Consider the following 13,096-nt stretch of genomic DNA (forward strand, 5'->3'; position numbering starts at 1 on the left):
ATGAAACTGATCGATACTAAAGCTACTGCGACCGAAGTCATCAGCCATGATGTGGCGCCGCTGACCGTCAACACGGATGCGCGCGTTTATAGCAAGCTGGGCTGGATTATTGTCCTGGTGGGCGTGCTTGGTTTCCTGCTGTGGGCTACCTTTGCGCCGCTCGACAAGGGCGTGCCCATGCCGGGCAACGTGGCCAAGGAAGGCAACCGCAAATCCATTCAGCACCAGAACGGCGGCACCGTCGAGGACATCCTCGTCAAAGAAGGCGACACCGTCAAGCAGGGTCAAGTTCTGGTGCGCATGAACGGCGTCCAGGTGAAGGCGCAGGCGGAAATTACCAAGGTGCAGCTGATTTCCACCTCGATCGCGCAGGCGCGCCTCATGGCCGAGCGTGACGGCAAGTCTACATTCAGCGTGCCGGAAGTGGTGGCCAGCCTGAAGGACGACCCGCGCGTGGTGGCCAATATGGCGCTGCAGTCGCAGCTGATGAGCGCGCGCCAGATTGGCCTGCAGAACGAACTCGCCGCGATGGAAGAAACCGCCGCAGGCCTGAAGTTCCAGCTGAACTCGCTCCAGGCGGTCCGGGAAAGCAAGCAGCAGCAGGGCGCGTATCTGAAAGAGCAGCTGGACAATGTACGCGACCTGGCCAAGGACGGCTATGTGGCGCGCAGCAAGCTGCTGGATCTGGAGCGCAACTATGTGCAGCTGAACGGTGAACTGGCCGAGAATGCCGGCGCCATAGGCCGTACCCAGCGCCAGATCGCTGAAATGATGCTCAAGCGCTCGCAGCGCAGCCACGAATACCAGCGCGAAATCGGTTCGCAGCTGGCCGATGTGCAGAAAGAGGCGCAAGCGCTGGAAAGCCGCCTGAAGGCGGAAAGCTATGCCGTCGACAATATCGAAGTCAAGTCGCCGGTGGATGGCGTCGTGATCGGCATGGCGGTGTTTACCAAGGGCGGCGTGGTGCAATCGGGCTTCCGCATGATGGACGTGGTGCCGCTGGGCGACACCATGATCGTCGAGGGCCGCCTGCCGGTCAATCTGGTCGACAAAGTCCACGCCGGCTTGCCTACCGAGCTGATTTTCTCCGCATTTAACAGCAATACCACACCGCACATTCCCGGCGTGGTCACCAAGGTATCGCCGGACCGCCTGATCGACGATCACACCGGCCAGCCTTACTACACGGTGCAAGCCCGGGTGACCCCTGCCGGCCTGAAAGAGATGCAGCAGCATAAGCTGGAAGTGCGTCCCGGCATGCCGGTGGAGCTGTTCGTGAAGATGGGCGAGCGCACCATGATGAGCTACCTGCTGAAACCGGTGCTGGACCGCGCCAAAACGTCGATGTCGGAGGAGTAATGCGGCACTTTCTGCGATCGAAACGTGGCCTGCTGGTGCAGGCCGTCGGGGCGGCGTTGCTGGCCCACAGCTCTGGCGCCTCCGCGCTGGGCTTGATGCAAGCCTACGAGGCCGCGCTGAAAAACGACAGCGTCTATCGTGCGGCCTACTATGCCAAGGAAGCCGGCAAGGAAAACCGCGTGCTGGGCCGTTCCGGCTTGCTGCCCAGTATTTCCGCTAGCTATAACGGCAGCAAGGCCAAGAGCGAGATCACCAGCAACGGCCACTCCGTGAATCAGGACTACATCAGCCGCTCCTCCAGCGTGCAAGTGCGCCAGACGCTGGTCAACTTCGACGCGCTGGCGCGCTACAAGCAGGGCGTACTGCAAACCGAGTACAGCGAGGCGGTCTTCCTGAGTGAATCGCAGCAGGCTGCGATGCGCGTGGTGGGGGCCTATATCGAAGTACTGTTCAAGCAGGACCAGTTGGCGCTGGCGAAAAGCGAACGCGACACGTATGTTGAGCGCATGAAGGTCAATGACCGCATGCTCGAGAAGGGGGAGGGCACCCGCACCGATATGCTGGAAACCCGCGCCCGCCTGGACGTGGCGGAAGCCGCCGTGCTGGAGGCGGAGGACAACCTGGCTGCCACCCGCCTCGGCTTGCAAGCCATCGTCGGCGCGGACGTGAATCTGGGGGAACTGGATCCGCTGACGCCGGCCTTCCACCGTCCACCCGAAGACAAGCTGGGCCTGGAAGGCTGGCAGCGTCTGGTTATGGAAAGCAATAATGAAGTGCGGGCGCGCAAGCTTGGCGTCGAGATCGGCCAGCAGGAGATCAACAAGCAGCGCTCCGGGCACTTCCCGCGCCTGGACGCGGTGGCTTCCTATGGCAAGTCCGACTCGGACACCATCAATACCATTAACCAGTCGTCCACCACGCGCAGCATCGGCTTCCAGCTCACTGTGCCGATCTATGCCGGCGGCGCGGTGAGCGCCTCCACCCGCCAGGCCGTGGCCAACCGCGAAAAGGCCAAGGCCGATCTGCAGACCGAGATCGACAAGGCCATGCTGGAACTGAACAAAGACTACGACTCGCTGGTAAGCAGCGTGAAGAAGATCGAAGCGCTGATGAAGGCGGTTGATTCGGGCAAACTGCTGGTGCAGGCAACCGAGCAAAGCATCAAGGGCGGCGTGCGCATCAATCTGGACCTGCTAGATGCCCAGCGCCAGTTGAGCGCGACCGTGCGCGACTTGGCCCAGGCGCGCTACACCTACATCCTGTCCTATCTCAAGCTGCGCGCCGCGTCCGGTACGCTGTCGTCCAGCGATGTCCGCGAGATGGCCGGGTATTTCCGTTGAGCGTGCAATGGACGAGCCTTTGCAAGTAACGGTGGATGGCGTCAGCTATCTGGTGTCGGAGCTGAGCGCGGAAGCGCAGGAGCAAGTCAACAATCTGCGCTTTGTTGACCAGGAGATGGCGGCCTTGCGCTCGCGGCTGGCGCTGTGCAGCACCGCCAGGATCGCCTACGAAAACGCGCTGCGCCTGGCTGTGCCACGATCGATACAGTAAGGCCGCCGCCGCTGGTGGCGGCACTTGGTTGTAGGGTAAGATTGCGGCCATGAAATCTCTCAATCTCCCCTACAACCCGCGCCTGGACCAGCTGCGCTGGCTGGCCGTCACCATCGTCTTCCTGTTCCACTACTACCACGAGTACATGCGCCAGGGCGGCGTGCCGCAGTACAACGTGCTGCTGGCGCCGGTCACCGAAGGTCACACCGGCGTGGGCCTGTTCTTCGCCCTGTCCGGCTTCCTGTTCATGCAGATCGCGCAGCGCCAGCAGCACATCGTCTACCGCGACTTCCTGCGCAACCGCCTGCTGCGCATCGTGCCGCTGTTCCTGGTGGTGTTTGTGCTGGCCACCTCCATCGGCCGCGACAAGTTCGCGCCGCAGGATTTGCTGTATGTGCTGGCCACCAACCTGGGGCTGGCGCCCACGTCTTACACGGTGGTCACCGGCGCGGCGTGGAGTATTTCGGTGGAGTTCACCTTCTATCTGGTGTTCCCCTTCCTGGCGCGCTTCGCGCTCGAGCGCGGCGCCAGCTATCTGCTGCAGCTGCTGGGCATCATGCTCTTCCTCAAGCTGGCCGCCTACACCGCCAATGAGAAGAGCACGCTGATGTTCTTCAGCACCCTGGTGGGGCGCTTCGACCAGTTCCTGATCGGCATGCTGGGTGCGTTCGCCGTGAGCCGCCATGCGGCGCAGCTGCGCCGCCACGGCGCCTGGCTGGTGCCGCTGGCAGCGGCGCTGGTGTATGGCAACTGCGTGCTGCAAGCCTCGGTGTCGCGCTTCGACCCGGCCTCGCATGACAAATTCTGGATCTTCTGGTCCATGCTGGAAGCGTTCGGCTGGACTTGCCTGATTATGTGCTGGGTGGGCTGGGAGCGTCGCATGCCGGCCGTGGTGGAGCGCGTGCTCGAACATGGCGGCAAGATCAGCTTCTCGTTCTATTTGCTGCACATGGCGGCGCTGACCGTGCTGGCCAATTTTATCGGCCTGCCGCACTGGACCGGCAGCCGCGTACTGGACGCGCTGCTGGCCTTCCCGCTGGCCTACGGCGCCACCTGGGCCATGTCCGCGCTCAGCTACCACGTGATCGAACAGCCCTTCCTGCGCCTGCGCCGCAGCTACGGCGACAAGCCGGCAGTGTAGTGGCCATGGCGGGTTACGTGCGGCTGCGCCGCACTAACCCGCCCTACGCGTGTTTTTAAGACCGCGCCGTAGGGCGGGTTAGCGGCGCAGCCGCGTAACCCGCCACTCCCGCCGCCGGTGGGTACGCTGGTTTGCGCCCGCTCAAACTTCGGTTTCACTGCGGTGCTTGACGCTATCATCGGCCGCTACAATTTCGCCATGCGCGCCGACCATGACAGCAGCTACAGGCAACTATTCGCGCACCCCGAGTTGGTGTGCGAGCTGCTGGCCGTCTGCTTGCCTTTCGGATGGGCCCGCAACTTGAATGCGGAAGGGTGCCGGCGCGTGAATGGCAGCTACGCCAGCGATGACGGCCAGCAGAGGCATGACGATATGGTGTGGCGCGTGCAGTCTGTTGGTGGGCCCCGCGAGCTGTACGTGCTGCTGGAATTCCAGTCGCGTCCGGATTGCTATATGGCGCTGCGGATGCAGGTGTACACCGGTTTGCTGCTGGAGGACTTGCATAAGCAGCGGCTGCTTCCAGCTGGGCGGCCCTTCCCCAAGCTGTTGCCTGTTGTCCTGTATACCGGTATGCGGCCCTGGACCTCTGCTGTCTCCATGCTGGATCTGCAGGATCAAGATGGCGAGCTGGATGAATACCAACCTCAGCAGCGCTACTTACTGCTGGACACAGCCCGGTGTGCGTTGCAGCCAATGACCAGGCCGTCGAACGTGGTGCAGGCGCTCTTCCAATGTACCCAGTTTGGCACGGCGGAAGCGTTGCTGCCTGCGCTGCTTTGCATTGAAACTTGGCTGCGCGGCCGACACAATGAGGCCTTGCGCCGCACCATTACCTTATGGGTGAAGCGCTATTTGCGACGGCGCTTCAAGGAGATTAAGATACCCAGGAAATGCTCGTTGGAGGAGGTGCGCACCATGTACTACGTTCCGATATTCAAAACGTTTGCCGACCAGCTGAAATTTGAAGCGGTGCAGCAGGGATTAATGGAAGGTCGGCAGGAAGGCCGGCAGGAAGGCCGGCAGGAAGGCCGGCAGGAAGGCCGGCAAGAAGGCCGGCAGGAAGGCCGGCAGGAAGGCCGGCAGGAAGGATTGCAGATTGGAATCTGCCAGGCACTCGGCGCGACGCTGCGTCGGCTGCTGGAGCGCGACGCCGGCCCCTTGCCGCCCGCTGTTATCGCCCGGATTGATATTGCCAGACCGGAGCAGCTGCAGCAGTGGCTGGACCGGGCGATCGATGGCGAGCGCCCGGTAGAACTGCTGGGGGCGGCAGCTTAAGCTGCGGCCTGCTTGCCGTGGCAGTGCGGGCACGACACGCCGTACACGTACTGCTCGGACAATTGCTCGCGCGGCGTGACCACGGCGCGGCAGGCGAAGCATTGCGTGGTTTCCACCGCCTCCAGCTGCGGATTGAGCGCGGTGCGGTAGTCGAACACGAAGCAGTCGCCCGTGTAGTGCGCGCCGCCCACTTCCTCGAAGTACTTCAGGATGCCGCCTTCGAGCTGGTAGACGTTGTCGTAGCCGATGTTCTGCATATGGATGGCGGCTTTTTCGCAGCGGATGCCGCCGGTGCAGAAGGTGACCACGGTCTTGCCGTCGAAGTCGGCCTTGTGCGCCTCGATTAGCTCCGGGAACTCGGTGAACTTCTTGATGCGGTAGTCCACCGTGTTGTCGAAGGTGCCCACGTCCACTTCAAAGTCGTTGCGGGTGTCGACCATGACCACCGGCTTGCCGGCGTCGTCGTGGCCCTGGTCCAGCCAGCGCTTGAGGGTGTGCGCTTCCACGAAGGGCGCGCGGCCTTCTTCCGGCTTGATCAGCGGCATGCGCATGGTGATGATCTCTTTCTTGATCTTCACCAGCATGCGCTTGTGCGATTGCTCGCTCGACAAGCTTTCCTTCACTTCCAGGTCCGCCAGCCGGGCGTCGCTGCGCACCCAGGCCAGGTACTGGTCGATGTCGGCGCGCAGGCCGGACAGGAACATATTGATGCCTTCCGGCGTCAGCAGGATGGTGCCCTTCAGCTTGAGCTGGGCACACTGCGCCTGGTACTGCGGGCGCAGGTCTTCCAGGTTGTCGAGCGTGATGAATTTGTAGGCAGCGATGTTGACATACGGAGTCGCCGCTGCTGCGGGCGCGCTGGAGGTGTGAGCTTGCATGGTGCGTTTTTCGGGAAAATGCGGAACAGCCGCTATTATAAGCCATCGACCATGCTGCCTAAGCAGTGGGCGGCGCGGTAGAATAGCAGCTCATTGGAACACTGGCGAGCAGCAGCATGAACATGATGGTAATCGAACAAGAAGGCGGCGCCGCAGCCGCCGCGCATCCGCCGCAAGGCCCGGCTTTCGTCCACCTGCGGGTGCACTCGGAATACTCGATTGTCGACGGCCTGGTGCGCATCGACGACCTGATCGGCGCGGTCGCCAAGGACAAGCAGGCGGCGCTGGCGGTCACCGACCTGGGCAACCTGTTCGGCATGGTCAAGTTCTACAAGGCCGCGCGCGGCAAGGGTATCAAGCCCGTGATCGGCTGCGAGGTGTGGATCACCAACGACGACAACCGCGACAAGCCTTCGCGCCTGCTGCTGCTGGCGAAAAACCGCATGGGCTATCTGCAGCTGTGCGAACTGCTGTCGACCGCCTGGCTCACCAACCAGTACAAGGGCCGGGCCGAGATCCGCACCGAGTGGCTGGCCGATCGCGCCAACAAGACCTACGAGCTGCTGCCCAACGAGCGCACCGACAACGGCCTGATCGCCCTGTCCGGCGCGCAGTACGGCGACATCGGCGCCGCCATCGACAACGGCAACCTGGAGCTGGCCGAGCGCCAGGCGCAGAAGTGGGCCGCCATCTTCCCCGGCCATTTCTATGTCGAGATCCAGCGCGCCGGCCAGGCCAACCAGGAAGCCCAGGTGCGCCATTCGGTGGCGCTGGCGGCCAAGCTGGGCCTGCCGGTGGTGGCCACCCACCCGGTGCAGTTCATGTCGCCGGACGAATTCATCGCGCACGAGGCGCGCATCTGTATCGCCGACGGCGAGATGATCGCCAACGCCAAGCGCGTCAAGCGCTACAACGAGCAGATGCGCTTCCTCACGCAGGCCGAGATGGGCGAGCTGTTCGCCGACCTGCCGGCCGCGCTGCAAAACTCGGTGGAGATCGCCAAGCGCTGCAACGTCACGCTCACCCTGGGCAAGCCGCAGCTGCCGAACTTCCCCACCCCGCCCGGCATGACCATCGACGAGTTCCTGGTGGCCGAGTCGAAGAAGGGCCTGGAAGCGCGCCTGGAGCATCTGTTCCCCGACCCGGTCAAGCGCGAGGCCGAGCGCCCGCGCTACGAGGCGCGCCTGAAGTTCGAGACGGACACCATCTGCAACATGAAGTTCCCCGGCTACTTCCTGATCGTGGCCGAGTTTATCCAGTGGGCCAAGGAAAACGGCGTGCCGGTGGGACCGGGCCGGGGTTCGGGCGCGGGCTCGCTGGTGGCGTACTCGCTGCTCATTACCGACCTGGACCCGCTGAAATACAATCTGCTGTTCGAGCGCTTCCTGAACCCCGAACGCGTATCGATGCCCGACTTCGATATTGACTTCTGCCAGGAAGGCCGCGACCGCGTGATCCAGCACGTGAAGGACCTGTACGGCCACCACGCCGTGTCGCAGATCGCCACCTTCGGCACCATGGCGGCCAAGGGCGCGATCCGCGACGTGGGCCGCGTGATGGACTTCGGCTATATGTTCTGCGACGGCGTGTCCAAGCTGATCCCGTTCAAGCCGGGCAAGCCGGTCTCGATTGCCGAGGCGATCGAAGAGGAGCCTATGCTCAAGGAGCGCCAGCAGAACGAGGAGGAGGTGCGCCAGCTGCTGGACCTGGCGCAGCAGGTAGAGGGCATCACCCGCAATATCGGCATGCACGCCGGCGGCGTGCTGATCGCGCCGGGCAAGCTGACCGACTTCTGCCCGCTGTACACGCAGGGCGGCGACGGCGGCGTGGTGTCGCAGTACGACAAGGACGACGTGGAGGCCGTGGGCCTGGTCAAGTTCGACTTTTTGGGCCTGACCACGCTCACCATCCTGGACCGCGCCGTCAACTACATCAAGGACCTCGATCCGAAAGAGGCCGACTTCGACCTGGCCAAGCTGCCGCTGAACGACCGCGCCTCCTACGAACTGCTGACCAAGGCCAAGACCGTGGCCGTGTTCCAGCTGGAGTCGCGCGGCATGCAGGGCATGCTGAAGGACGCGCGCCCCGACCGCTTCGAGGACATTATCGCGCTGGTGGCGCTGTACCGTCCCGGCCCGATGGACCTGATTCCCGACTTCTGCAAGCGCAAGCACGGCGAACGCTTCGACTATCCCGATCCGCGCACCGAATCCATTTTGTCCGAAACCTACGGCATCATGGTGTACCAGGAGCAGGTGATGCAGATGGCGCAGATCGTCGGCGGCTACTCGCTGGGCGGCGCCGACATGCTGCGCCGCGCGATGGGCAAGAAAAAAGCCGAAGAGATGGCCGAGCACCGCGAGATCTTCCGCGCCGGCGCCGCCAAGGACGGCCTGTCCGCCGAGAAGGCCGACGAGATCTTCGACTTGATGGAAAAGTTCGCCGGCTACGGCTTCAACAAGTCGCACGCCGCCGCCTACGCGCTGCTGTCCTACCACACGGCCTACCTGAAGGCGCACCATCCCGCCGCCTTCATGGCAGCCAATATGTCGCTGGCCATGGACGACACCGAGAAGGTGAAGATCCTGGTCGAGGACTCGATCGACGTCTGCGGCCTGACCGTGCTGCCGCCGGACATCAACAAGTCGGCCTACCGCTTCCGTCCGGACGGCGAAGCGCCTTCCGTCACCGGCAAGAAGGTCACGCAGATCCGCTACGGCCTGGGCGGCGTGAAGGGCGCCGGCCAGAACGCGATCGAGGCGATTATCGCCGCGCGCGAAGCGGGCGGGCCCTTCGTCAGCCTGTTCGATTTCTGCAAGCGCGTGGACAAGAAGCAGATCAACCGCCGCACCATCGAAGCGTTGATACGCAGCGGCGCCTTCGACTGCCTGGAGGTGGACCGCGCCGTGCTGCTGGCCACGGTCACCTTCGCCATGGAATGCGCGGACCAGGAGGCCAAGGCGGCCAACCAGGTCAGCCTGTTCGGCGGCGACGATTCCGACCTGGTGGCGCCGCCCGAATACGTGAAGTGCGCCCCCTTCACCGACCGCCAGAAGCTGGCCGAGGAAAAGATCGCGCTGGGCTTCTACCTGTCCGGCCACATGTTCGATTCCTACGCGCCGGAAGCGCGCCGCTTCTCGCGCACCAGGCTGGCCGACCTGGAGCCGTCGCGCGAGCCGCGCATGATGAGCGGCGTGATCACCGGCATGCGCCCGCAGATGACGCAGCGCGGCAAGCTGTGGATCGTCACGCTGGACGACAAGAGCGCCGTGGTCGAGGTCACCGTCTACAGCGAGGTGTTCGACGAGAACAAGCGCATGTTCAAGGACGACGAGTTCCTGGCCGTAGTGGGCAAGGTGTCCGAGGACCGCTTCTCGGGCGGCCTGCGCATCTCGGCCGAGAAGGTGTACGACATCATCGCCGCGCGCAGCCAGTTCGGCCAGCAGTTCGGCTGGACCATGCCCACCACGGTGAGCGCGGCCAAGCTGCAGGAAGTGCTCACCCCCTACCGCGACGCCAACGGCCTGCCGGTGGCCATGCGGGTCAAGCCCCAGGGCGTGGACTGCGTGGTGCAGCTGGGCGAGGAGTGGCGCGTGGCGCCGTCGGATGCGCTCAAGCTGTCGCTGGAGCAGGTGCTGGGCGCGCGGGAAGTGGCGGTCGAATACTAGGAGAACAGCATGGCTACCGTTACCGAGGTCACCACCGCGCCGCTGTCCGGCCTGAACTACATCGACGCCTTGCTCGATGACGGGCCGGCCTGGAACTACCTGGCGCCGTCGACCGGCAACACCATCAGCTACACTTTCTCCACGGCCAGCGGCCTGCAGTCCAGCAACAGCAGCATCCAGAGCGCGCCGCAGGCCTTCACGGCCGCGCAGCAGGCCGCCACGCGCACGGCGCTGGCCTACCTGAGCAGCATTACCGGCATCGTCTTCACGGAAACCACCAGCGGCACGGCGGCCAAGGTGCATTTCGCCTACGCCGACATCGTCGGCGCCAATACTTCGGGCCTGTGCAGCTGGGGCATCAACTATTCCTACAAGAGCGGCGAGGTGATCACGGCCTATAACGCCAACGCCTATATCTACCTGGACAACGTGCAGTGGGGCGGCCAGAACAGCTTCCTGGGCGGCGGCCAGGGCCTGGAAACGCTGCTGCACGAGATGGGCCACATGATGGGGCTCAAGCACCCCTTCGAGGGCGATATCGTGCTGCCGGCCGGCAGCGACACCACGGCCAACACCTTGATGTCCTACACCGATTCCGGCGGTCCCTATGCCAGCTACAGCCAGTACGACCTGGCCGCGCTGAAATGGCTGTACGGCGGCGACGGCCTGGGCGGCCTGCTGGGCGTGGGCTCGAGCGGGGGCGGGCGCTACTACACCGGCACCAGCGCGGGCGACATCCTGACCGGCGGCGCGGCCGACGACGCGCTCGAAGGCGTGGGCGGCAACGACACGCTGGACGGCGGCGCCGGGACCGACACCGCCATCTACGCCGGCCTGCGCGCGGCCTACAGCGTGGTGCAGCTCGACGCGCTGAACTGGCGCGTCAGCGGCGCCGAGGGCGTCGACACGCTGCGCAATATCGAGCTGCTGCGCTTCGGCGACGGCATGCTGGCGCTGTCCAGCCTGGACGCGCTGCCGCCGGCCGCGCCGGTGCTGGTGTTCGGCAAGGACGGCAGCGCGGCCGCCAGCGGCAACCATCCGCTGTTCAGCGGCAGCGCCGAAGCGGGAGCCAAGGTGGAGCTGTTCAACGGCACCGTCAGCCTGGGCGTGGGCACGGCGGCCGCCAATGGCAGCTGGAGCATCCAGCCGGTGGCGCTGGCCAACGGCAGCTACAGCGTCACCGCCAAGGCCACCGACGCGAACGGCAATGTGTCGGCGGCGTCGGCGGCGCAGGCGTTTACGGTGGCGAGCAGCCTGAATCTGAGCGGCACGGCGGGCGCGGACACGCTGGCCGCCACGGCGGGCAACAATTTCGTCAATGGCGGGGCCGGCACGGACACCGTCCTGTACGCCGGCGCGCGCAGCAGCTACACGGTGGCGAAAACCGCCTATGGCTACACGGTGGCCGACCTGGCCGGCGCCGGCGGCACCGACCTGCTGGTGGGGAGCGAGCGCATCAAGTTTGCCGACAAGATCCTCGCCATCGATATCGACGGCGCGGGCGGGCAGGCTTACCGCGTCTACCAGGCCGCCTTCAACCGCGCGCCCGACCTGCCCGGCCTGGGCTACTGGATAGGGGTGATGGACCGCGGCGTAGGGCTGGGCGAAGTGGCCGCCAATTTCATGACCAGCGCGGAGTTCATCAAGCTTTACGGCAGCGCCACGCCGAGCAACGCCACGCTGGTGAACCTGCTGTACAGCAATGTGCTGCACCGCGCGCCGGACGCGGACGGCGCGGCCTACTGGCTCGATGTGCTCAATAAAGGGCTGGCCTCGCAGGCCGCCGTGCTGGCCTCGTTCAGCGACAGCCCGGAGAATTACGCCCAGGTGATAGGCGCCATCCAGAACGGCTTCGAGTACACGCCCTTTGTCTAAGCCTTACAGGTCTTTCAGGCCGGTGATGGCGTAGCCTTTCACGCCGATCTGCTGGTGGGGCTGGGAGATATGGAAGTCGGGCAGCGCCTCGGCGCCATCGTCCACTTCCAGCGCCATGCTGGCCGCTTCCCAGTCGGTATTGATGGCTTCCTGCGGGATGGGTTTGCCTTCGGGGACGGCCAGGTAGGAAAACAGGCCGTCGTGTTCGGCGCGGCGGTAGATATCCAGTCGCATTGCATGCTCCCAGGTTGTAGTGGTGGTGCGGCGATTCTACCGCACCCCGCCGATTCAGGCTGCGGCCAGCGCCGCGTCCAGTGTGCTCTCCAGTTCGGTATCGCGCACCGGCTCCCGCACCGGCTCGCGTGCGGCCTCCCGCAGGGGCTGCTGCTCCGCTTGCGGCTGCCGCGCGGCAATACCATCGACCACGCTGGCCGCCACGGACGCCAGCAGTTCGTGGCGCTTGCGCGCTTCCGAACGCTTTTTGGAGGCGATCTCCTCCATCACCGGCGCCATCAAAGGGCCGCAAGCGAGCGCGTAGTCGCCGTCGCTGCGCGGCTGGGCGCCCATTTCCATCCACAGTGCGTTGTAGTCCGCATGCACGCGGCCTTTGCGGATCTGCTTCAGCACGGCGCGGTTGTCGTTGCCCACCAGCAGCAACTGGCCGCAGCCGTAGGCGTAGCCCAGCTGCTGCACCAGGCGCACCAGCAGGTTTTTAGGGCGCAGGCCGTGCAGGTCGCGGGTCGCTTCGCGCGCCAGCTCCAGGCCGTCGCCGCATTGCGGTCCCTGCAGGCAGCCTATGCCCACGCAGGCCTGGTGGCCGTCCGCCAGGAAGGAGAAGGCCACCGAGGACACCAGCGTGTCGCCGCAGCGCAGCTGGAGCACCAGTTCGCCTTCGCGCTCCATCGGCACGATGGCGCGCAGGTCGATCTGGTAGACCGCGCCGGACTTGCCCGCAAAGCTGGCCAGCTCCACCCGGCCGCTCGTGGCTTGCGCCACCACCGGCGCCAGCCCGTGCTGGAGCACGAAACGGTAATGCGATACCAGGGCCGCCAGGCGCTGGCGCTGGGTCAGGCGGCTGCTCAGGTAGGGACGGTAGATTTTGTGCAGCAGGCGCGGCTGCATATGGGCCAGTTCGCGCAGCGCGCCATGCGAATTGAGCGCCTGCAGCCAGCCGCGCGTCAGCAGCGGATGGGCCAGTGCGCGCACTTGCAGTTTGACGGCCGCGCAGGCCATGGAGGGCAACGATTTCCGTTCCAGCCCGGCTCGGAGGGTGATAGCCTGCATGTTGTTCGGTACTCCAGAGTGCGATGTTCAGTGATAAATGCGGGCGGCATGGGCTGGGCCGGGGG

10 protein-coding genes are annotated in these 13,096 nt (G+C 64.8%); 7 read left to right on the plus strand and 3 right to left on the minus strand.

Annotated features, from left to right (window positions below):
* The 5 genes from GTP77_RS20715 (at position 1) to GTP77_RS20735 (ending at position 5,326) form a co-directional block, all read left to right on the plus strand.
* Positions 1-1,359 carry an HlyD family type I secretion periplasmic adaptor subunit gene (locus tag GTP77_RS20715; protein ID WP_161074050.1) on the plus strand — a complete coding sequence of 453 codons (1,359 nt, stop codon included), beginning with the start codon at positions 1-3 and terminating at the stop codon, positions 1,357-1,359.
* Positions 1,359-2,699: a TolC family outer membrane protein gene (locus tag GTP77_RS20720; protein ID WP_161074051.1), complete on the plus strand. Its 1,341-nt coding sequence runs from the start codon at positions 1,359-1,361 to the stop codon at positions 2,697-2,699. Before GTP77_RS20715 ends, GTP77_RS20720 begins: the two co-directional genes overlap by 1 nt.
* 7 nt (positions 2,700-2,706) lie before the next feature.
* A complete protein-coding gene (locus tag GTP77_RS20725; RefSeq protein ID WP_161074052.1) occupies positions 2,707-2,910 on the plus strand; it encodes a DUF6447 family protein in 204 nt (67 codons plus the stop codon).
* Positions 2,911-2,959: 49 nt separating this feature from the next.
* The gene (locus tag GTP77_RS20730) at positions 2,960-4,051 is read left to right on the plus strand and encodes an acyltransferase family protein (protein ID WP_161074053.1); all 1,092 of its coding nucleotides are present in this window, start codon (positions 2,960-2,962) and stop codon (positions 4,049-4,051) included.
* 198 nt (positions 4,052-4,249) lie between these two features.
* Entirely contained in the window at positions 4,250-5,326 is a 1,077-nt protein-coding gene (locus tag GTP77_RS20735) for an Rpn family recombination-promoting nuclease/putative transposase (protein ID WP_161074054.1), read from the plus strand.
* Here the strand turns inward: GTP77_RS20735 and GTP77_RS20740 are convergent.
* Positions 5,323-6,204, minus strand: a complete 882-nt coding sequence (locus tag GTP77_RS20740; RefSeq protein ID WP_161074055.1) for a sulfurtransferase — start codon at positions 6,202-6,204, stop codon at positions 5,323-5,325. The two genes, GTP77_RS20735 and GTP77_RS20740, sit on opposite strands and share 4 nt — an antisense overlap.
* Positions 6,205-6,326: 122 nt before the next feature.
* Between GTP77_RS20740 and dnaE the strand changes: the two genes are divergently transcribed.
* Both dnaE and GTP77_RS20750 read left to right on the plus strand, forming a co-directional pair.
* Positions 6,327-9,872, plus strand: coding sequence for a DNA polymerase III subunit alpha (dnaE, locus tag GTP77_RS20745; RefSeq protein WP_371869381.1), 3,546 nt, complete (start codon positions 6,327-6,329; stop codon positions 9,870-9,872).
* Positions 9,873-9,881: 9 nt separating this feature from the next.
* Positions 9,882-11,747: a DUF4214 domain-containing protein gene (locus GTP77_RS20750; protein ID WP_161074057.1), complete on the plus strand. Its 1,866-nt coding sequence runs from the start codon at positions 9,882-9,884 to the stop codon at positions 11,745-11,747.
* Positions 11,748-11,750: 3 nt separating this feature from the next.
* On the opposite strand, the gene GTP77_RS20755 is transcribed toward GTP77_RS20750, so the two are convergent.
* Positions 11,751-11,981, minus strand: a complete 231-nt coding sequence (locus GTP77_RS20755; protein ID WP_161074058.1) for a DUF6139 family protein — start codon at positions 11,979-11,981, stop codon at positions 11,751-11,753.
* Positions 11,982-12,035: 54 nt separating this feature from the next.
* Positions 12,036-13,031 carry a VirK/YbjX family protein gene (locus GTP77_RS20760; RefSeq protein WP_161074059.1) on the minus strand — a complete coding sequence of 332 codons (996 nt, stop codon included), beginning with the start codon at positions 13,029-13,031 and terminating at the stop codon, positions 12,036-12,038.
* Positions 13,032-13,096: the final 65 nt, after the last annotated feature.

The sequence above is a fragment of the Pseudoduganella aquatica genome (assembly GCF_009857595.1).
GTDB classification, from domain to species: domain Bacteria; phylum Pseudomonadota; class Gammaproteobacteria; order Burkholderiales; family Burkholderiaceae_D; genus Rugamonas; species Rugamonas aquatica_A.